We start from the raw sequence: 19673 nt of genomic DNA on the forward strand, positions 1-19673 counted from the left end.
GAAGCTCAACGCCCGAAATGAATCCATATTTAAAGAATAATATTTAATAGGTGAACGAAATGAAAACCATGTCAAAACTGATGCTAACAAGTAGTTTGATTGCAATGATTGGCTTGTCTGGTTGCAGCCAAGAGGCTTCACAGGAAACAAGCGAAACAAATGGCATTCAGCAAACCATTAAAGCGCCGGTTGAAACGGTTAATTTGGGCACGATTCCTTTGAAAGCGGTAGTGCCAGGTGCAGTGGTGCCTGACCAGAAAGCGCAGATTGCTTCACGTTTAATGGGGTATATTAAGAATTTTAACGTTAAAGTCGGGCAGGAAGTAGAAAAAGGAGACTTGCTTTTTTCTATTGACTCCAGTGACGTCAATAGCCAGATTTTAAAAGCAAAGTCCGCTTATCAACAAGCGCAGGCAGCTTTAAAAGATGCCAAACTGGACTATGATCGTTTTTCAAAACTTTATAAAGACGATTCTGTTTCCAAGCAGCAGTTCGATAAGGTCAGTTTGCAATATAAAGTAGCACAAGAGAATCTGGTGGCTGCGAAGACCAATCTGAATCAAGCTAGATCTCAGTTAAATTATGCTAACGTTAAAGCACCTTTTGATGGGGTTGTCGTAGACAAAATGGCTGTTGCGGGGGGGCTGGCTGCACCAGGTAACCCTGTACTGGTTTTAGAAAACTTAACCTCCCTAAGCGTTAAAACTCAGGTCGCGGAAGATCTGTTCGCGGTGTTGCGCCTAGGGGACGAAGCTGAAGTGATGATTGATGGTAGGCCAGAACCGATTAAAGGCACGATTTACACCTTAGTCAGTGCGGCCGATCCTAAGACGCGCACGCATACCGTTAAATTAAGTCTCCCGTCGATAGTCAACGTTAACAGTGGAACTTTTGCACGTGTTGGATTCAAACGCGGTGAAAGACAAACAATGATGGTTCCTAAAACAGCGGTATTGAATCGTTCAGGGATTGAAGGCGTTTTTGTTGTCGAAGACGGAAAAGCCTATTTTCATATGGTGCGGTTAGGTGAAGAAATCGGTAATAAAGTTGAAATTAAAGCCGGTTTGAACCTTGGGGATCATATCGTTGTTGATAACAATATGAGTTTGTTAAATGGTGACAAAGTCGAGGCGATTGATTCGGAACATTCTGAAAGTACGGTACAGAAAGGGGCTGCCTAATGTCGAGTACAGATGAAAAGCAAACTTCAGATTTAAACATTGCAGGAAAGCTTGCAAAAGCGTTTATTCATTCAAAAATTACCATGATGATTATGGTTGCGGTCACTTTGGCTGGTGCTTTGGCTTATATGGTGACGCCTCGGGAATATAACCCTCAAATCGTGGTGCCGGCAGCGAACATCATTGTGCCAAAAGGGGGTGCGACGCCAAGTGAAGTACAAAACATGGTGGTCAAACCGCTTGAAACCATTATGGGAGCTTTACCGGGGGTAAAACATACCTTTGGTTATGCCTCGAATGATTTTGGTGTGGTGACGGTTCAGTTTGACGTGGGTGAAAATCAGGTGGACAGTTTGGTGAAACTGTATAACCAGCTCATGCAGAATATGGATAAAATGCCGCCGGATACCCAGCAGCCGTTGATTAAACCCATTAATGTTGATGATGTCCCCATATTAACCCTCGCGGTCACATCTGATGAACTGTCGGGGTATGACCTGCGTGATATTTCCCTTAAGTTGGTAGAGAACCTTCGAAACACGCCTGGTGTGTCTTTTACCGAAGTGGTTGGTGGGCAGAAAAGAGCAGTCAATGTTTGGCTGGATGCTCAAAAAATTGCTTTAACGGGCATGTCTTTAGAGCAAATCAGCAAAATGTTAAAGGGCAGTAATGTTTCCTTGCCTGTCGGATCACTGGTCAGCAACAATGAAAGCCATCCTATCCGGGTCAATGGGTTTCTTGGAAATGCTGAGGAAGTGGGCGAAATCATTATTGGCATGGAACAAGGTCGACCTATCTATTTAAAAGACATCGCCCGAATTGAGGACGGTCCAAAAGAAACCGATACGGATACACGCATTGGTTATGGTGTGGCTTCGGAACAATCCGCGAGAGGTGAGAGACCAGCGGTCACGATATCGGTTGCCAAAAAACCTGGAACCAATGCGGTGACAGTGGCCGATGCGGTGCTGGATAAGCTGCATGAGCTGAAAAAGAGTACTTTGCCCGCTAATGTAGATGTATTTGTTACCCGTAATGATGGTGAGAAGGCGAATGCTGCCGTGAACTTGCTCATGGAGCACTTGGCAATAGCCGTTGCTTCCGTGATTGTGGTTATGGTGTTGTTTTTAGGCTGGCGAGAAGCGGGCATTGTAACCTTGACCGTGCCATTGATTTTATTTGTGGTACTTTTCGTGGGGTATGTTTCTGGGCAAACCATTAACCGAATTACGCTGTTTGCATTGATTTTATCGTTAGGGTTGCTGGTGGATGCCGCGATAGTGGTAATTGAAAACATACACCGGCATATCCATGACGGATTTGATCCGGAAAAGTTCGATGAAGTCTTAATTCGAGCAACCAATGAAATTGGTAATCCGACGAATGTGGCCACTTTTGCGGTTATCCTCGCCTTTATCCCCATGATGTTTGTTACAGGGATGATGGGACCGTTTATGGCACCGATTCCATTTAATGTGCCTGTGGCGATGATTGCTTCACTGGTGATTGCCTATATCTTAGTGCCCTATGCTTCTTACCGCTTCTTAGGTAAGAAAGCCTTGAAAGAGATGAAAGAGCGCGACAGCTTGGCATCTCATCATGTGACGAAGCCGGATTGGATGCAGTCATTGTATGAAAAATCAATCGTGCCAATGCTGGAGAGTCGTACCAAGCGTAATGTGTTCTTATTTGTGGTGTTGATTTCTCTGTTTGCTGCAATGATTCAGCCGGCGCTACAATTCCTGCGCGGTGACGGGATGAATAACCCGCTTCATTCAGCAGGTGTGGAAGTGAAAATGTTGCCTTATGACAACACCAGTACCTTTTTGGTTCAGGTCGATATGCCGGAAGGCACCGCTCTTGAAGCGACGGATATTGTTGTTCGCCGAGTCAATGATGTGATTGCAAATACACCGTTTGTGACGGATTATAGTGTTTATTTGGGTGACCATGCTCCGATTGATTTTGCAGCACTCGTCCGTGGTGACCTGATTAAAGAAGGGTCTAACTTTGCTCAGATTCGTGTCAATCTGGTTAATAAACATGACCGAGATTTGTCTTCGCATGAAATTGTGCAGTTGTTGGATAAAAAATTGGCATCGGTGAAGAAAGTGTTTCCTAATGCCAATATCAAACTTTATGAAACGCCACCGGGTCCCCCTGTCACGACTCAGATTATGGCGGAACTGTATGGTCCGGATTATGATAAGTTAAGAACGGCGGCCAAAGAGATTAATGCCAAAATGCATGATATCTATGGGTTGGCGAATATTGATGACAGTGTGACGGCAACCACAACCAGTTATCAAATCAATATTGACCGTACACAAGCGAACCTGCTGGGGATCGTGCCGGCAGAAGTTGCGAAAATGTTGCGAGACTATATTAACGGCTTTGAACTGGGATATATGCATTTGGATAATGTGCGCGAACCGGTCAATATTATTGTGCGTTTGCCACGTTCTGAAAGAACGGTGCCTGAGCAGTTGTTGTCGTTAAATGTACAATCGCGTTCTGGAGAATCGGTGCCAATTTCTGCTTTTGCCAAAATTGAAGAGGTGCCGCAAGCGAAGCCGATTATTGGTCGTGATCAACATCAAATGGTCATGGTGGGCGGTGAATTATTGCGCTCCAGTCCTGTGTATGCGGTCTTATCTTTAGACGGTATGCTGGATGGTGTGAAGCTACCAGAATCCAATGTGACCTTCCATACCGCCAATCTCGGGTTTGTGGAAGCTCAGCCAGAAGATGTGATGGGATACACTTTATTGTGGGGGGGCGAGATGCGACTCACATTAGATGTTTTCCGGGATATGGGGAGTGCCTTTATTGTGGCGTTGATTTTCATTTACTTGATTTTGGTAGGGTATTACCGGTCCTTTATGATGCCTGTCATCGTAATGGGTGCCATTCCGTTAACAATGATTGGGGTCTTCCCTGGGCATTGGTTAACCGGGCAGGCCTTTACCGCGACATCGATGATTGGGGTAATTGCTCTAGCGGGGATAGTGGTACGAAATTCCTTGTTGCTGATTGATTTCATCTTGGAATATCGTCAGGAAGGTAAAACCCTGAAAGACTCGGTGATTGAAGCAGGAAAAGTTCGATTCCGTCCTATCTTGTTAACTGCATTGGCCATTATGTTCGGATCAATGATTATGATTACCGATCCGGTCTTTGGTGGGTTGGCGGTCTCCTTGATCTTCGGGACCTTGTCTTCAACCGTCTTGACCTTGCTGGTCATTCCATTGCTTTACTTTATTTGGCAGTGGCATTCGGGAGTGAAATACACCGAAGGCAATCAAGTGAAACCTTAGTTTTTAGTAAGGTGAGAATAAAAAAACCGCCAGGCCTGGCGGTTTTTTTATGTCTGTCTCATACAAACGGGGTTAACCTGATGATGGTTGTATGCAGTTGCGCAATGCCTTTTCAAACGACTCATAGTCAAAGTGCGCATCTATCTCCAATAAAAGTTCTAAACGGCTGTCTTTACGATAGGCGATGAGCTCTCGCGTAAGCGTGTTGTGCACAAGTTGAAATAGCATTCTAGCGGTGCTGCCGACGCGAAAAATACCTTTGGCACGTTTTATCGATGCTGGTTGATTGTTTGCTTGATAGGAAAAATGCCCTGCCGCAAGGTTTTCAAAAAGTACCAGCAGTTTAGGCCATTCAAAACAAACATTTTCATTGAAGATCCAACCTATCGATTCGGTATTAAGCTGTAGTTGGTAATGTCTTTCTAAAAGGTTTGGCATCTCGACAGGTGTATAAGGCAGCGTTTTAGTCGCGGTAGAACTTGCTTGTCGGTTTTGTCGTGTAAAAGAATGAGTTGAGGAAGGCATAGGGACATAAACTGGCGTGTGGAAGTGTGGGAGATTCAGGTAATCAGGTGACATGTCAGCCTGTTCTGTCACAATGATTGCTTGTTTAGGTGGATACAAAGTTTCAATATAGTCTTTTAACGACTGGGTTTGTTCAGGTGTCGCTAAATCTGCCTTGTTGAGAACAATGACGTCTGCCATCGTTAACATGCTTTGTAAAATGGATAAGGTTTGGAGCTCCTCTAAAGGCGTATGAGCTATATCGAACACTGAAAAGAGGGAGTGGACCTCGCAAATCGTTTGCAGTTTGGCTTGTCTGAATATGTCAACTAGGCTTTCGGGTTCCCCTAGACCCGTTGGTTCAATCAGGATTCGATCTGGATGTTGCGTTTGGATGATGTCTAATACAGCCGTTTCAAGTTCCCCTTGCGCCGTGCAGCAAATACACCCACCGGGGAGTTGTCTGACTAAAATCTTACTGTTTTGACCACTTAAAATAGGTCCGTCAATTCCTACCGCACCAAACTCGTTGACCAGTAAAACCCATGTCTCATGCGCAGGTTGCTGCTTAAGTAGCTGTTTTATCAGAGTGGTTTTTCCAGCCCCCAGTTGACCAGAAATAATATTAAGTGCGGTCTTTGCTGTCATGCTAAGGTTGCTGTGTTGGCTTTATAATTCAGCTTCACCGTATACCCGGTTTCGACCATTTGACTTAGCCATGTAAAGGCATTTATCTGCCCGGGTAAAGAGTGAGTCTAATGTTTCATTAAGTTGAAACATGGCGACACCAATTGAAATGGTTAAAGTGATGGGGTTCGCATTGTTTTTGACATGCAGCGGTCGTGAGGCAATTTTTTCACGAATGGTATTGGCTAATTTCAAAGCAGAGTCATAGCTGGTACTTGGTAAAATGGCAACAAACTCTTCGCCGCCGATACGTGCAATTGAATCTTTTCCCTTGGTCTCGTTATGAAGACTTTTAGCGAGGTATCTTAAAATGCTGTCTCCAACCAAATGTCCATAGGTATCATTGACCTTTTTAAAGTAATCAATATCTAGCACTAAAAGGGCGAAACTGCTTTGTTTTTCGTTGGCTTCTTTCATGGCGTGTGCAATGATTTCATTAAAACCTCGACGATTTGGAATATTGGTCAACTCATCTGTTTTAGCAATGGCGGTTGCCTTATCGAGCTCTTTTTTCAGGCGGATAATTTCAGCGCTTGAATCTTGGATATGTTCTTGCAAGGCATGTGTTTCAGACTGGTAAGATTCTATGGCGGGCAATACATTCGATTTTAGGCGGTCAACCATTTCTTGCGCTGTGCTGAGTTGTGATACTTGTTCGACTTCGGTGCTGATTTTATCGGACTTGTTTTGAGCCGCTTTAATCCAGTTGTCGATATACAGGATTAAATTATCCACAATCTCGGAAAATTCTTCAGAGTGCAGGCTATGGGTAATGATTTCATTCCAAAGCGCATTGAACATGACTCGGGCGGAGTCATCGTTATAAGTATTAAATTTTAATGCGTGTTCGACCTGTTCGGCAATATTAGGGTTGATTGAGGTTAAAAGTTCAAAAAAAAGAGTGAAGTGGATAGGGTTGGCGCTTACCTTATGCTGTTCCAGTTTTGCCAACGTTTGTTCCGCCAGTTCGCGAGCTTCTTCTTTCGAGAAGCTGTAACGACAAGGGGCTTGAATTAATTTTGATGAATTCATTGATAGCCTAAATCTTTATTGTGTGCATTTTATTATTATAAATATAGACAATATTATAGACTTTCTTGAGAATAAATACCTAAATCCGTGATTTTGTAAGGGTAAATTTCGTTTTTGATGTGGAAAAAAAGTGCGGGTTTCATTTTTTTGTCATTTTTCATTCACATGGTTGTTATGTCGGGCTTTTAGAATAACCGAGTAATTTTTTTAAACCTGAGAGAGTTAAATCATGAAGAAACTATTCGCTGTAATGATGGCCGTTGGTGTACTGTCGGCTTGTTCAATGACCCCTGAAAATAAATCTAATCATAAAGCAACAGAAAGTGAAGCCACACAACCTGTTAATAATGATTTGTATATTGCTTTTTATGATGGCCGAATGAATATTTTTTACGACGGTGAGTTATATAAAAAGTTTTTAAAGCATGGTGAAACTTCTTACCGTCGTACATTCATTGGAGCAGGTCCAAATGGTGAGACGGTTGTTTATGGCTTAACGAAGCAAGATAAAAAGAAAACAACCAACCCAGCAGAAGAGATGATGTCTGGCAAGTTGCAGGCATCTGAAGATTTCTATGGTGAAGTTTTCAAACAAGAAGAAAACCGTTTTTATGTATTTTCTGATTGGGCGGATTTTGACAAATACGTCAAGACGGGTGCAGATAATTTACGTTTCAGTGACATCGCATCTGGTCCTAATGGAGAAACGGTTATTTACGTTTTAAATGAAGAGAATAAGAAAAAGCGTCCAGTGAAGACAATAGCAAAATTTAAAGCATTTCACGGCTTAAAATAAGCGCTAAACAAAGATGTTTTACTAAAAAAGCCAGACTTTGTCTGGCTTTTTTATGCTTGAAAGTTATTTTTTAACCTGTTCAGGGAGTGTGCAAGTTTGAATTCCAAGCAAGCTGTAAAGAGGACACCATCGAATGAGTCCAGTTGCTAAAGGGATAATTCCGATATAAGCCCAAACGCCCAAGATGTTTGTCGCAGCCAAGACAATCAGCAATGCCCCTACGATAATTCTTAACCAGCGATCTACTGTTCCAACATTCATTTCATACCCCCTAAGGTTAGTTAGTTGATGATGTTAACGTTATAATAAGTATCATTTAGTTTGATATTACAAAATCATTGTTATTCTAATTTATATAAAAATCAACTAAACATAGGTAATTTTCTTTATGTCTTCTTCTGACAAGTCCACACAGCCGAAACTTCCTGGAGAAGGGTATGCGCAAAATATTCGCGCACGTTTTTGGTTGACCGGAAAGTCCGGTGCTTATGCTGGAATCGGTCGTATTACGTTACTGGAAAAGATTCATGAGCGAGGCTCTATCAATCAGGCGGCCAAAGAGATGAAAATGTCTTATAAAAAGGCTTGGAAACTGATTGATGAAATGAATCAGATGTTTGACGAGCCTTTGGTGTTGAAAGAGCATGGTGGTAAATCAGGCGGGGGAACGCAGCTTACCTCTAAAGGGCAGTCAGTAGTGGAAGAGTTTCGACAATTGGAAAAAAAGCTGGTGGCATTTTTACAAGAAGAATCTAAAAAATTGAATTTTTAAAAGATTAACTGAGTCTTATGAATCACTTAAAGCGTCTTATGCGTGCGTTTAAAAAATGAGTCAGCTGAATGTTTTGTCTTTTATTGTATTAATATTGGGTAAACGCTTGACTTTATAGAGAAAGTCTCTAAAATTCCATCCTTTAATCCTTACCCCTCCTTATTGCCCGTTAAACAGTAAGTTGATTATTTGATTGAATCAGATAGTTGTAATGGATTAGTTATTTATTTTTAGGACAAAGTTATGAAAACATTTGTTGCAAAACCAGCTGAAGTAAAACGTGACTGGTATATTGTTGACGCTGAAGGTAAAACTTTAGGTCGTATGGCTGCAGAAATTGCAGCACGTCTACGTGGAAAGCATAAGCCAGAATATACACCGCATGTTGATTGTGGTGATTATATTGTGGTGATCAATGCTGAAAAAATTGCCGTTACAGGTAATAAGCGTAGAGATAAAATGTACCATCACGTAACAGGGTATGTTGGTAACTTAAAATCAACAAACTTTGAAACACTTGTTGGTAGCAAGCCGACTCGTCCAGTTGAGTTTGCCATTAAAGGAATGTTGCCTCGTGGTCCTCTAGGCCGTGCAATGTTGAAAAAACTGAAAGTGTATGAAGGTGCTGAGCATCCTCATACGGCACAACAACCTAAAGAACTAGACTTGTAAGAGGGATTTGATAATGGCAACAGAACAATATTACGGAACAGGTCGTCGTAAAAACTCAGTGGCTCGCGTATTCCTACGTGCAGGTTCTGGGAAAATGACAGTAAACGGTCGTGATGTCACAGAGTATTTTGCTCGTGAGACAGATTTAATGGTAATCAATCAACCATTAGAAGCGACAGAAAACGTGGACAAATTTGATGTCACTGTTACAGTGGCTGGTGGCGGAACTACTGGTCAAGCTGGTGCGGTTCGTCATGGTATTTCACGTGCTCTAGTTGTATTCAACGAAGACAATCGTTCTCCTTTACGTCAGCGTGGTCTATTGACTCGTGATGCGCGTCAAGTTGAGCGTAAGAAAGTGGGTCTACGTAAAGCACGTCGTCGTCCACAGTTCTCAAAACGTTAATTCGATTATCGTTTACGAACAAAAAAACCGCCAGGCCTGGCGGTTTTTTTATGTCTGTTGAATTTGAAATGGCAGACTTTGACGGGGTTCTATCATTTTAAATGCAGGCAATAAAAAAGGCGCTTATTAAGCGCCTTTTTTATTTGAGTATGTGTTACAGAGTTTAAAGTTTGCAAGCACCGCCTGCACAGCCGTCATCTTCATGAGCATCATCAGCCCCATCACGGGTGTTGTGATAATAAAGCGTTTTTAGCCCTGCTTTGTAGGCATACAATAAATCCTGAAGCACTAATTTGATCGGGACGCGCCCATCTTCAAATTTCGCTGGATCGTAGTTGGTGTTGGCTGAAATCGCCTGATCCACAAATTTCTGCATGATACCAACAAGTTGCAAATAGCCTTTGTTATCAGGGATTTGCCAAAGTAGTTCATATTGATCACGGTATTCTTTAAAGCCTGGAACCACTTGTTTTAAAATCCCATCCTTAGAAGCTTTAACTGAAACATAGCCCCGTGGTGGTTCAATCCCATTGGTTGAGTTGGTGATTTGTGAAGAGGTTTCACAAGGCATTAATGCGGTCATGGTTGAATTTCTTAAACCGTGTTGCTGAATTTCAGTTCGAAGTGTTTCCCAATCATAATGCAAAGGTTCGTTGCAAAATTCATCCAATTCCTTTTTATAGGTGTCGATTGGTAAAATGCCTTGAGCATATTTGGTATCTTCAAAAAAGTCGCACTTACCGTATTCTTTTGCCAAATTTAAAGAAGCTGTTAATAAGTAGTATTGAATCGCTTCAAATGCTTTATGCACGATATTATTGGCAGAGCCGTCAGAGTACTTGACGTGGTTTTTCGCTAAATAATAAGCGAGGTTTGTAACCCCAACACCTAAGGTGCGTCGTCCCATGCTGGCTTTACGTGCCGCCTCAACAGGATAATCCTGATAGTCAAGTAAGCTATCTAAGGCTCGTACGATAAGATCCGACAGCTCTTCCAGTTCGTCGAGGTTTTCCAAAGCACCTAAATTAAAAGCAGATAATGTACATAAGGCAATCTCACCATTTGGATCATCTACGGAGTCAAGCGGATGGGTCGGAAGGGTGATTTCCAAACAAAGGTTTGATTGGTGAATCGGTGCCTTTTTCGGGTCAAATGAACTGTGGGTGTTGGAGTGATCCACATTTTGAATATAAATACGACCGGTTTGTGCGCGCTCTTGTGCAACTTGTGTAAACAAATCGACGGCTTTCATGGTCTTTTTACGAATGGTATCGTCGGCTTCGTAGATTTTATATAAGCGTTCAAACTCTTCTTGGTCTTCAAAGAAAGCATCATAAAGCCCAGGTACGTCAGATGGGCTGAATAACGTAATATTACCGCCTTCTATCATGCGTTGATACATGAGTTTATTGACCTGTACCCCATAATCTAAATGGCGGGCACGGTTTTCCTCCACACCGCGGTTGTTCTTAAGAACAATTAAAGATTCCACTTCCAGGTGCCAAATAGGATAGAAAAGGGTTGCTGCGCCACCGCGTACTCCTCCTTGAGAGCAGGACTTAACCGCTGTTTGGAAGTGTTTGATAAAAGGAATCATGCCCGTGTGGTAAGCTTCACCACCACGGATTTCGCTGCCTAAGGCACGAATTTGCCCGACATTCACGCCGATACCGGCTCTTTGTGATACATACTTCACGATAGAAGAAGAGGTGGCATTGATAGAGTCTAAAGAATCTCCACATTCAATTAATACGCAAGAGCTGAATTGGCGTGTCGGTGTGCGAACCCCTGACATAATTGGGGTTGGTAGCGATAATTTAAAGTTAGACGCGGCATCATAAAAGCGTTTTACATAATCCAGTCGAGTTTTACCTGATTCCGCATCGTTTGGATAGTGTGCAAATAAGCTCATCGGAATCAGCATATAGATGAATTGCGGGCTTTCGTAAATTTTGCCGGTAACGCGGTTTTGAACTAAATACTTCCCTTCCAGTTGTTTGACGGCCGCATAACTGAAGTTCATATCACGGTCATGCTGGATATAGTTGTCCAGCTCATCAAATTCGGCTTTGGTGTAGTCGTCCAGTATTTGAGGGTCATAAAGGCGATTGCGTACCATTTTATTGACATGTTCAAATAATGTTGGCGGCGTAAAGCGATCAAATGCTTTTTTGCGTAAGTGGAAAATAGCCAAACGCGCTGCAAGATGTTGATAGTCGGGTGCGCTTTCCGAAATCAAGTCTGCCGCAGATTTGATGATTGTCTCATGGATGTCCGATGTTTTCATGCCATCATAAAACTGAATATGAGATCTTAGTTCAACTTCAGATACGGAGACATTTTCCAGACCTTCTGCGGCCCATGTAATGACGCGGTGAATTTTTTCTAAATCGAGCGGCTCTGTTTCGCCATTGCGCTTGGCAACATTCATGGTTTCTGTAGACATAATTTGCAATCTTTAATTATTTCAGTTGGTTAAATGAGTATCGTGTCGTGGGACTTGAATAAGTGCGATTAACATAGTGTGGTTGTTTTTGTGTTTATACACTATATGTAGTTAAGCAATCAGAATCCTTAACAAAATATAGTGCAAACAGACGTTTAAATCAAGCTTAAAAAAAAGCAATTTGATGAATTATTTTTAAGTATTCCATATAAAAATTTGATAGTAGAGAAGGTAACGCGGGTTAAGCCTGCCTATAATAAAGATTGAGTGTTTTTACTTAGAATTTTTGACGTTTTTTTACGCACCTTATTTAATGTGTTTTTAATAAAGTTAGGTGATGTTTTTGTGTAAGGGTTGAGGTTTTTACAAGAATGATTTTGGTTTTAATAAAAATTGATGTAAATCAATTATGATTCGGTAATACATAAAAGGCTTGTCTGCCCAATGTTTATGGGAAAAAGCAAGAAAACTCCAATAAGTAATCACTCTTATTGTGTGGTAAAAAAACAACACATGCAATTTTTGTTGTTTTTTTTTGAAAAAAGGTTGCACGTCCCAGTAAAACTCAATATAGTTGCCAACAAGTTCACATTAAGTGAGCAAGTTTCAAAACTAACTATTTGAATAGGGAACTATTACATGAAAAAGAATATTATCGCTCTAGCAGTTGCATCTGCTATCGCCGCTCCAGTTGCTATGGCTGACGCTCCGACTGTATATGGTCAAATGCAATTATCAATCGACTCTATTAGTTATAAAGATACTAATGGTGATAAAGTTCAAGCAAAATCTGGTTCACAAGTAAACAGCTATAATTCTCGTGTTGGTGTTAAAGGGTCTGCTGACCTAGGGAATGGTTTAAAAGCAATCTATAAGGCTGAGTTTAAAGTTAATCCTGATGCTAAAGAAAGCTTTGAAAACCGTAACCAATATGTTGGTTTATCGGGTGGTTTCGGGACTGTTTTTCTAGGTCGTCATGACACGCCTTATAAAATGGCTCAACCAAAAGATTTATTTAACGATGCTCGTGCTGATAACAAGCCTATGACAGGTGGTTTAGGTATCCTTGGAAACGGTGGTGAAAACCGTGTGTCTAATGTATTAGCTTATGTTTCACCTTCTTTCGGTGGTGTTAAATTAGTGGGTGCTTTGGTTCCTAAAGAAAATTCCGGTGATACAACGAAAGAATCTTCTATGACTGATTGGGTTTCTGTAGCAGCGATGTACGGTTCTAAGAAAAAAGGTCTTTACCTGACGGCAGCAATGGATTCAGCGAATAAAGCTTTGATTGGTGATGGTGCTGGCGGGTCAGCTGCAGGTGATGCTACTCAATATCGTTTAGCAGCTCAGTATGCTGTTGCAGGTTTAATTGCAAACGCAATGTACCAAGATGTTTCTGGTGATGGTGCAAAAAAAGAAGGGTCTAACATCATGTTGAACGTTGGGTATAAAATGGGTAACCTAATGCCTAAAATCAAGTATTCAATGAATGATTACAAAGATAAAGCAACTAAAGATTCTACAGGTCTTGGGTTAGGTCTTGACTATGCTTTAGCTAAGAAAACTAAAGTTTACGCTGAGTATGTTTCTTATGATAAAACAACTTATGATCGTAAGAATATTGGTGGTAAAGCATCTGATTCAGCGATTTCAGTTGGGTTGTTCCACAAGTTCTAATTTAAGGCTCGTTTAAGCGAGTGTTATCATTAGATGAAAACCCCGCTTAGGCGGGGTTTTTTAGTTTCAGTAATTATAAAAATATATAGGGTTTTCTAAACAAAATTTTATATATTTTTATATCTATTTAAAAGAATGATAAAGGATGTATTGATGTCTAAGAGAGAGTGTCAACCTTGTACCGCCTGTTGTGATGGCTGGGTGCAAATTACCGTTAAAGGCTGTGAAGCCTATCCTGGTCATCCTTGCCCGCATAGCACGGGAAAGGGGTGTGATGATTATGAAAACCGTCCCGTAAGCCCTTGTCGTGAATTTGAATGTGCTTGGGTCAGGCCTGGGAGTTTTTTGCCAGAAGACTTTCGTCCCAATGAATGCGGTGCCTTAGTGATTGATCATATTTTAAAGTGGCAAGGTTTGGTGGTGGATTTAGCGGTTCCGGTTGGGCGAGAAATTCCAGAAAAGACATTGCAATGGTTAATGCAGCATGCGGAACAGACCATGCGCCCTTTGATTTATCAAATGCAAGATCCTGAAGCTGATGTGTTGGAGAAAAATCCGTTAACCCTGGCTTATGGTCCACCGGCATTTCAAGAGTGGGTGCTTGAGCAGCAGGCTCAGGGAGTGAAGTTATGGTAATGCTTGCAAAATGATTGAGATGGTGCAAAAAAAATATTCTGGTGCAAAATATGACAAAAATATAAAGGTTCTCTGATCTATTTTTTAATTTATAGTTGGGTTTTTAGGTTAACTTGTTGTTTTTAAAGTTTAATTAAAATGTTGGTATACTCCTTTCTATAAGAGAGTTGATTTTATTAAGTCATTATTCGTTAAACCTTGGAGTATAAAAATGAAAAAAACATTTTCTGTTAAATCTTTATTAGTTTCTATGGCTATCGCTTCTTCTGCTGCCTTATCTGTTGCACCTGCAACAACACAAGCGGGTGAGATTTCTTATAACGCGGCTGTGAGTAATATGTATTTATGGCGTGGTATTAACATCAGTAACCCATCCCCAGTAGTTTTTGGTGGTGCTGATTATAGTCATGAATCTGGTCTTTATGCTGGGACATGGGCTTCATCTGAAGGTGGGTTCGATAATAGTTCTGAGTGGGATTTGTATGCTGGTTATTCTCCAACATTTGGTGACTTTGGATTCACAGTAGGATATGTCGCTTATTTGTATCCATATAATAATAAGGATATGCTTAAGCAACAATCAGATGGTGGTGGGATGCTTTCTGATTATATCCTAGGGGCTTCTTATAAAGATCTTTCTTTGACTGCTTATGTGAATACTGTGCGTAAAGATTCAGGTAATAACTACTATATTACGGCTGATTACGCAATTGGTAAATTTGGCTTGCATGCAGGGATTAACAAAAATGACGACTCAGCATCAGAATACACAGAGTTTAATGTGAGTTATGCAGCAACAGACAATTTGACGTTTACTCTAAGTAAAGCGCAGGGTGATGGAGCAAAAAATATTAAACTTAATAATGTAGCTCTTGGTGAAAAAGCTGAAAACCCACAACTACAAGTTACTTACGCGTTCCCAATCTAATTATTTCCTCCTATGAATAGTTAGTTAGTTTTAAGGAGCCGAAAGGCTCCTTTTTTTTAAGAAAAAATTATGCAAAACATTTCATTAAAAACGGGTTGGAAAGGCTTTTTATCTTTTACGTTTGTGAATCAAAAAAGCAAAACAGTCGTAAAAGATAAACAACATTTTGGTCCGCTTGTTTTACAGAGACCTTATTATCAAGAGTTGAATCGCCCGACGGTGCTGGTAATACATCCGCCGGGAGGGATTGTTGGAGGAGATCAGCTAGAAGTTATTGTGCGCTTCGGTTTAGAAGCTAAAGGGCTGGTCAGCACGCCTGCTGCGACAAAGTTTTATCGTAGTCAAGGCCAGTTGGCCAAACAGACACAAACTATTCACGTGAATGAGTTCGCCGAAGTGGAGTGGTTACCGCAAGAGACTCTATTTTTTGATCACTCCAATGTTGATAACCGTTTAATTATTTGCCTGGATTCTCCTAACAATAAATTAATAGCTTGGGATATTGTTGGCCTAGGTCGGCCCGCCAGAGGGGAGGGGTTTGCGTCTGGGGTATTGACTCAATCACTTGAGTTTTGGATAGAAAATGAGTTGGTTTTTGTCGATCGATTAAAGTTGAGCCAAGATTCAATCCTCTTAGATAGTATCAGTGGCTTAAATGCTCATGTACTGTATGCTTCAGCATTGTTTTACTGTGAAGACTCAACTGTTCAGAGTGATTTATTGGAGAAGCTTCAAGCAATGTCTTCGCCAGTTAATTTTGGCGTCACCAAAATCAAAAAATTGATTGTGTTACGCGCTTTGGCGACTGAGCTGGATGAATTGAAAACCCTTTTGTTTGAAGCATGGAAAATCGCCAGGCCTGATATTTTAAAAGTGCCGGTGGTTAAGCCCAGGATTTGGAATACATAGATCGAATGATAGTTATTAAAGCAGTGCGTCGGAGGAGGATGCATGGAATTATTACCAAGAGAAAAAGATAAATTATTGCTGTTTACAGCTGGGCTACTGGCTGAGCGTAGACTTGCAAAAGGGTTAAAGCTTAATTATCCCGAAGCAGTGGCTTTGATCAGTTGCGCCATTTTAGAGGGCGCGCGTGAAGGAAAAACTGTAGCAGAGCTTATGGACTATGGCTCAACCATTCTGTCTCAAGAGGATGTGATGAATGGTGTTCCTGAAATGATCCACAATGTTCAGGTGGAGGCAACATTTCCAGATGGAACCAAACTGGTAACGGTTCATCAACCGATTGTGTGATTAGGGTTAATGATTTAAAGGATTAAGTAAATGATTCCAGGTGAAGTGATTGTTGAAGCAGGTGAAATTGAATTAAATGCAAACCGAGATACCGTTGAGGTTGAGGTTGCAAATGTCGGAGATCGCCCGGTTCAGGTTGGTTCTCATTATCATTTTTATGAAACCAATGGTAGTCTTGAGTTTGACCGTAAAACGGCATTGGGTTTTCGACTGGATATTCCAGCTGGCACGGCGGTGCGTTTTGAACCAGGACAAAAACGAAAAGTTCAGCTCGTACGCTATGCAGGTAAGCAAATGGTATATGGTTTTAATCAAAAAATTATGGGATCACTTGAAGGATATAGAGAGTCAGGAGGTCCATTATGAGTTATGCCATCGATCGTCAAGCTTATGCCGAGATGTATGGGCCAACCGTGGGTGACAAAGTTCGTCTAGGCGATACTGAACTGCTGATTGAAGTGGAAAAAGATTTTACGACTTATGGTGAAGAGGTCAAGTTTGGCGGTGGGAAAGTCATTCGCGATGGAATGGGACAAGGGCAAGGCTGTGCCGGTACGGTAGTTGATACGATTATTACCAATGTGCTTATTTTGGATACATGGGGCATTGTAAAAGCGGATATCGGCATTAAAGAGGGCTTTATTGTCGGTATTGGTAAAGCAGGCAACTCTGATATTCAACCTGATGTTGATTTTGAAATTGGCCCCGGAACAGAAGTAATTGCAGGTGAGGGGCAAATTATAACAGCAGGGGGAATTGATTCTCATATTCATTTTATTTGTCCGCAACAAGTAGAAGAAGCTTTAATGTCGGGTGTGACGACAATGTTGGGTGGTGGAACAGGCCCGGCAGCAGGAACCAATGCAACGACTTGTACGTCAGGTGTTTGGTATATGCATCGCATGTTAGAAGCAGCAGAAGACTTGCCAATGAATATTGGGTTTTTAGGCAAGGGGAATGCTTCTTTGCCTGAGCCTTTAAAAGAACAGGTTGAAGCCGGTGCTATTGGTTTGAAATTACATGAAGATTGGGGAACTACGCCCGCCGCAATTGATAATTGCTTAGCGGTTGCGGATGAATACGATGTTCAGGTTGCGATTCACACCGATACCTTAAATGAGTCGGGTTTTGTAGAAAGTACCTTAGGTGCCTTGAAGGGACGAACCATTCATACCTATCATACTGAGGGGGCTGGCGGCGGTCATGCACCGGATATTATTAAAGCGTGCGGTTTAAGTAATGTTTTACCTTCTTCAACCAATCCAACACGCCCATTTACGGTAAATACCATTGATGAGCATTTGGATATGCTGATGGTGTGCCATCATTTAGACCCCAATATTGTTGAAGACGTGGCATTTGCCGAATCTAGGATTCGTCGTGAAACGATTGCAGCGGAAGATATTTTTCATGATTTGGGTGCGTTTTCTATGATCTCATCAGATTCGCAAGCAATGGGGCGAGTGGGGGAGGTTATCACGCGTACTTGGCAGACAGCCCATAAAATGAAAGTACAGCGAGGGCCGCTAGTGCCTGAAGGTGCGCCTCCTGTTAATAACGACAATTTTAGAGCGAAGCGCTATGTGGCGAAGTACACCATTAATCCTGCTATAACGCATGGAATAGGTCATGTGGTGGGGTCAATAGAGGTGGGAAAACTGGCCGATTTAGTGTTATGGAAGCCAGCCTTTTTTGCGACCAAACCATCGATGATTATTAAAGGTGGAATGATTGTGGCGGCTCCAATGGGGGATGCGAATGCATCAATTCCAACGCCTCAACCCGTGCATTATCGCAACATGTTTGCAGCACATGGTAAAGCCATTTTTAAAACCGCCATCACCTTTGTTTCGCAGGCCGCGTTTGAGGCTGATATTCAGTCTCAATTAGGATTGCAAAAATGGGTGATGCCAGTCAAAAACACTAGAAACATTAGCAAAGCCGATATGGTGTTGAATGATTTTCAACCAGATGTGTCGGTTGATCCGGAAACCTATGTGGTTAAAGCTAATGGTGAATTATTATCTTGTGAGCCGATGGCTGAGTTACCACTGGCGCAACGCTACTTTTTGTTTTAAAGCTGCTTGTCACATCAAAGGAAATGAAATGAGAGAGTTTACAGATATTATTGAAGTAACTGATGAGACTGTTCATTTAACGGATTCTGTTGAATCACTTACCTTAACATTTAAACAACGAGAAAAAAGTCGTTTGAAAGTGAGTTTGCTCTCCGGAGAATCCGTTGGGTTGTTTTTGCCACGGGGCAGTGTGCTTAAACAGGGTGATTTATTAACAAATGATGCAGGGGATGTCTTAGAAGTCTGTGCGGCAGAAGAAAGTGTTTCGACCATTTATACGGATGATATGCACCTGTTATTAAGGATAGCTTATCATTTAGGTAACCGCCATGTTCCGCTGCAGGTGGAATCAACTTGGCTACGTTATGCACATGATCATGTCTTGGATGATATGGTTCGTTTATTGGGTGGTCACGTTACTGTTGAACAGGCACCTTTGCAACCCGAAAGTGGTGCTTATGGAGGTGGTCATCAACATGGTCACGATCATGAGTCGTCTCACAGCCATAATCATCATGTTGCAGCTGTCTAACAACGTTGGGTATTTGTAATGAACATGGCCTTAACACGATTGTTACAGTTAACCAGTCCAACCCTTCCAGTAGGTGCGTATGCCTATTCTCAAGGGGCAGAATCGGCCGTATATAGTGGGTTGGTATCAGATGTTGATTCCGTTAAAGACTGGCTAGAAGGGTGTTTGTTGCATGGCCAAGTATACGGTGATTTAGCGTTGTTAAATTATTTTTACCAGGCCTGGCGAGAATGTGACGCCCAATCTCTTGATGTTCCCTCAGCTCTTTCTGCCCGTTCAAAATTAAAATCTTTAGCGATCTTAAGTGCCGCTATTCGAGAAACGGCTGAATTATTGCAAGAAGATCAGCATATGGCGTTGGCCTTGACGCGATTGGCTCAGCCACTGGGTGTTGAATTGCAGTTGGATTCAGATGTGCCTAAGACCTACCCTATGTTGTTTGCGCGTTTTGCAGTGAGTTGGAATATTTCAGTTGAAGAGACGATTCAAGGCTATGCATGGAGCTGGTTAGAAAATCAATTGGCAGCCATGGTTAAATTGGTGCCGCTTGGACAAACTCAAGGCCAGCAATTGATGCTGAGTTTTGATGATTTAATTCAGCAGGCTGTCAAAAAGGCACTGCTTGTTGAGGAAGACGAAATAGGCAGTAGCTTGCCAATGCTGGCAATTTTAAGCAGTCAGCATGAAACTCAATACAGTCGTTTATTTCGTTCATAATATTTTTTGAAAGTGTGTTTTGCCACACTTTATGCAGT

19 protein-coding genes are annotated in these 19673 nt (G+C 41.7%); 15 read left to right on the forward strand and 4 right to left on the reverse strand.

Annotated features, from left to right (window positions below; translation table 11 throughout):
- The first annotated feature begins 59 nt into the window (after positions 1-59).
- Together GHNINEIG_RS02300 and GHNINEIG_RS02305 are read left to right on the forward strand one after the other, a co-directional pair.
- A complete protein-coding gene (locus GHNINEIG_RS02300) occupies positions 60-1181 on the forward strand; it encodes an efflux RND transporter periplasmic adaptor subunit (protein ID WP_135795147.1) in 1122 nt (373 codons plus the stop codon).
- Positions 1181-4498, forward strand: coding sequence for an efflux RND transporter permease subunit (locus GHNINEIG_RS02305; protein WP_135795148.1), 3318 nt, complete (start codon positions 1181-1183; stop codon positions 4496-4498). Before GHNINEIG_RS02300 ends, GHNINEIG_RS02305 begins: the two co-directional genes overlap by 1 nt.
- Positions 4499-4570: 72 nt before the next feature.
- Here GHNINEIG_RS02305 and GHNINEIG_RS02310 read toward each other — a convergent pair whose 3' ends face one another.
- Both GHNINEIG_RS02310 and GHNINEIG_RS02315 read right to left on the reverse strand, forming a co-directional pair.
- Entirely contained in the window at positions 4571-5650 is a 1080-nt protein-coding gene (locus tag GHNINEIG_RS02310; protein WP_135795149.1) for a CobW family GTP-binding protein, read from the reverse strand.
- Between the two features lie 21 nt (positions 5651-5671).
- On the reverse strand, positions 5672-6721 hold the full coding sequence (locus GHNINEIG_RS02315) for a GGDEF domain-containing protein (RefSeq protein ID WP_135795150.1): 1050 nt from the start codon (positions 6719-6721) through the stop codon (positions 5672-5674).
- Between the two features lie 283 nt (positions 6722-7004).
- On the opposite strand from GHNINEIG_RS02315, the gene GHNINEIG_RS02320 reads away from it, so the two are divergent.
- Positions 7005-7517 carry a hypothetical protein gene (locus GHNINEIG_RS02320; RefSeq protein ID WP_223260916.1) on the forward strand — a complete coding sequence of 171 codons (513 nt, stop codon included), beginning with the start codon at positions 7005-7007 and terminating at the stop codon, positions 7515-7517.
- A 63-nt stretch (positions 7518-7580) separates the two neighbouring features.
- On the opposite strand, the gene GHNINEIG_RS02325 is transcribed toward GHNINEIG_RS02320, so the two are convergent.
- A complete protein-coding gene (locus GHNINEIG_RS02325; protein ID WP_135795152.1) occupies positions 7581-7778 on the reverse strand; it encodes a YgaP family membrane protein in 198 nt (65 codons plus the stop codon).
- 127 nt (positions 7779-7905) lie between these two features.
- Between GHNINEIG_RS02325 and GHNINEIG_RS02330 the strand changes: the two genes are divergently transcribed.
- From GHNINEIG_RS02330 to rpsI, 3 genes are all read left to right on the forward strand, one after another.
- On the forward strand, positions 7906-8289 hold the full coding sequence (locus tag GHNINEIG_RS02330; protein WP_135795153.1) for a winged helix-turn-helix domain-containing protein: 384 nt from the start codon (positions 7906-7908) through the stop codon (positions 8287-8289).
- Between the two features lie 243 nt (positions 8290-8532).
- A complete protein-coding gene (gene rplM, locus GHNINEIG_RS02335) occupies positions 8533-8961 on the forward strand; it encodes a 50S ribosomal protein L13 (RefSeq protein WP_135795154.1) in 429 nt (142 codons plus the stop codon).
- Between the two features lie 13 nt (positions 8962-8974).
- Entirely contained in the window at positions 8975-9367 is a 393-nt protein-coding gene (rpsI, locus tag GHNINEIG_RS02340; RefSeq protein ID WP_135795155.1) for a 30S ribosomal protein S9, read from the forward strand.
- Positions 9368-9530: 163 nt separating this feature from the next.
- On the opposite strand, the gene nrdA is transcribed toward rpsI, so the two are convergent.
- Positions 9531-11813 (reverse strand): class 1a ribonucleoside-diphosphate reductase subunit alpha, encoded by a 2283-nt coding sequence (gene nrdA, locus GHNINEIG_RS02345; protein ID WP_135795156.1) that lies wholly within the window; start codon positions 11811-11813, stop codon positions 9531-9533.
- Positions 11814-12452: 639 nt separating this feature from the next.
- On the opposite strand from nrdA, the gene GHNINEIG_RS02350 reads away from it, so the two are divergent.
- The 9 genes from GHNINEIG_RS02350 to GHNINEIG_RS02390 all read left to right on the forward strand — a co-directional run bounded on the left by GHNINEIG_RS02350 (position 12453) and on the right by GHNINEIG_RS02390 (position 19635).
- Positions 12453-13490 carry a porin gene (locus GHNINEIG_RS02350; protein WP_135795157.1) on the forward strand — a complete coding sequence of 346 codons (1038 nt, stop codon included), beginning with the start codon at positions 12453-12455 and terminating at the stop codon, positions 13488-13490.
- Positions 13491-13643: 153 nt separating this feature from the next.
- Positions 13644-14126 carry a hypothetical protein gene (locus GHNINEIG_RS02355; RefSeq protein WP_135795158.1) on the forward strand — a complete coding sequence of 161 codons (483 nt, stop codon included), beginning with the start codon at positions 13644-13646 and terminating at the stop codon, positions 14124-14126.
- A gap of 211 nt (positions 14127-14337) precedes the next feature.
- Positions 14338-15054 carry a TorF family putative porin gene (locus tag GHNINEIG_RS02360; protein ID WP_135795159.1) on the forward strand — a complete coding sequence of 239 codons (717 nt, stop codon included), beginning with the start codon at positions 14338-14340 and terminating at the stop codon, positions 15052-15054.
- 69 nt (positions 15055-15123) lie between these two features.
- The gene (locus tag GHNINEIG_RS02365) at positions 15124-15963 is read left to right on the forward strand and encodes an urease accessory protein UreD (RefSeq protein WP_135795160.1); all 840 of its coding nucleotides are present in this window, start codon (positions 15124-15126) and stop codon (positions 15961-15963) included.
- Between the two features lie 42 nt (positions 15964-16005).
- Entirely contained in the window at positions 16006-16308 is a 303-nt protein-coding gene (ureA, locus tag GHNINEIG_RS02370) for an urease subunit gamma (RefSeq protein WP_135795161.1), read from the forward strand.
- 30 nt (positions 16309-16338) lie between these two features.
- Entirely contained in the window at positions 16339-16674 is a 336-nt protein-coding gene (locus GHNINEIG_RS02375; RefSeq protein WP_135795162.1) for an urease subunit beta, read from the forward strand.
- The gene (gene ureC / locus GHNINEIG_RS02380) at positions 16671-18386 is read left to right on the forward strand and encodes an urease subunit alpha (RefSeq protein ID WP_135795163.1); all 1716 of its coding nucleotides are present in this window, start codon (positions 16671-16673) and stop codon (positions 18384-18386) included. The genes GHNINEIG_RS02375 and ureC overlap by 4 nt, the downstream gene beginning before the upstream one ends.
- Positions 18387-18414: 28 nt before the next feature.
- Positions 18415-18918, forward strand: a complete 504-nt coding sequence (gene ureE / locus GHNINEIG_RS02385) for an urease accessory protein UreE (RefSeq protein WP_135795164.1) — start codon at positions 18415-18417, stop codon at positions 18916-18918.
- A gap of 18 nt (positions 18919-18936) precedes the next feature.
- The gene (locus tag GHNINEIG_RS02390) at positions 18937-19635 is read left to right on the forward strand and encodes an urease accessory protein UreF (protein WP_135795165.1); all 699 of its coding nucleotides are present in this window, start codon (positions 18937-18939) and stop codon (positions 19633-19635) included.
- Positions 19636-19673 lie beyond the last annotated feature (38 nt).

It is taken from the genome of Hydrogenovibrio crunogenus (assembly GCF_004786015.1).
GTDB classification, from domain to species: domain Bacteria; phylum Pseudomonadota; class Gammaproteobacteria; order Thiomicrospirales; family Thiomicrospiraceae; genus Hydrogenovibrio; species Hydrogenovibrio crunogenus.

Bases quoted from the DNA above. Each gene is read 5' to 3' on its own strand.
- GHNINEIG_RS02300 (WP_135795147.1), top strand. From the start codon at position 60: ATGAAAACCATGTCAAAACTGATGCTAACAAGTAGTTTGATTGCAATG.
- GHNINEIG_RS02305 (WP_135795148.1), top strand. From the start codon at position 1,181: ATGTCGAGTACAGATGAAAAGCAAACTTCAGATTTAAACATTGCAGGA.
- GHNINEIG_RS02310 (WP_135795149.1), bottom strand. From the start codon at position 5,650: ATGACAGCAAAGACCGCACTTAATATTATTTCTGGTCAACTGGGGGCT.
- GHNINEIG_RS02315 (WP_135795150.1), bottom strand. From the start codon at position 6,721: ATGAATTCATCAAAATTAATTCAAGCCCCTTGTCGTTACAGCTTCTCG.
- GHNINEIG_RS02320 (WP_223260916.1), top strand. From the start codon at position 7,005: ATGACCCCTGAAAATAAATCTAATCATAAAGCAACAGAAAGTGAAGCC.
- GHNINEIG_RS02325 (WP_135795152.1), bottom strand. From the start codon at position 7,778: ATGAATGTTGGAACAGTAGATCGCTGGTTAAGAATTATCGTAGGGGCA.
- GHNINEIG_RS02330 (WP_135795153.1), top strand. From the start codon at position 7,906: ATGTCTTCTTCTGACAAGTCCACACAGCCGAAACTTCCTGGAGAAGGG.
- rplM (WP_135795154.1), top strand. From the start codon at position 8,533: ATGAAAACATTTGTTGCAAAACCAGCTGAAGTAAAACGTGACTGGTAT.
- rpsI (WP_135795155.1), top strand. From the start codon at position 8,975: ATGGCAACAGAACAATATTACGGAACAGGTCGTCGTAAAAACTCAGTG.
- nrdA (WP_135795156.1), bottom strand. From the start codon at position 11,813: ATGTCTACAGAAACCATGAATGTTGCCAAGCGCAATGGCGAAACAGAG.
- GHNINEIG_RS02350 (WP_135795157.1), top strand. From the start codon at position 12,453: ATGAAAAAGAATATTATCGCTCTAGCAGTTGCATCTGCTATCGCCGCT.
- GHNINEIG_RS02355 (WP_135795158.1), top strand. From the start codon at position 13,644: ATGTCTAAGAGAGAGTGTCAACCTTGTACCGCCTGTTGTGATGGCTGG.
- GHNINEIG_RS02360 (WP_135795159.1), top strand. From the start codon at position 14,338: ATGAAAAAAACATTTTCTGTTAAATCTTTATTAGTTTCTATGGCTATC.
- GHNINEIG_RS02365 (WP_135795160.1), top strand. From the start codon at position 15,124: ATGCAAAACATTTCATTAAAAACGGGTTGGAAAGGCTTTTTATCTTTT.
- ureA (WP_135795161.1), top strand. From the start codon at position 16,006: ATGGAATTATTACCAAGAGAAAAAGATAAATTATTGCTGTTTACAGCT.
- GHNINEIG_RS02375 (WP_135795162.1), top strand. From the start codon at position 16,339: ATGATTCCAGGTGAAGTGATTGTTGAAGCAGGTGAAATTGAATTAAAT.
- ureC (WP_135795163.1), top strand. From the start codon at position 16,671: ATGAGTTATGCCATCGATCGTCAAGCTTATGCCGAGATGTATGGGCCA.
- ureE (WP_135795164.1), top strand. From the start codon at position 18,415: ATGAGAGAGTTTACAGATATTATTGAAGTAACTGATGAGACTGTTCAT.
- GHNINEIG_RS02390 (WP_135795165.1), top strand. From the start codon at position 18,937: ATGAACATGGCCTTAACACGATTGTTACAGTTAACCAGTCCAACCCTT.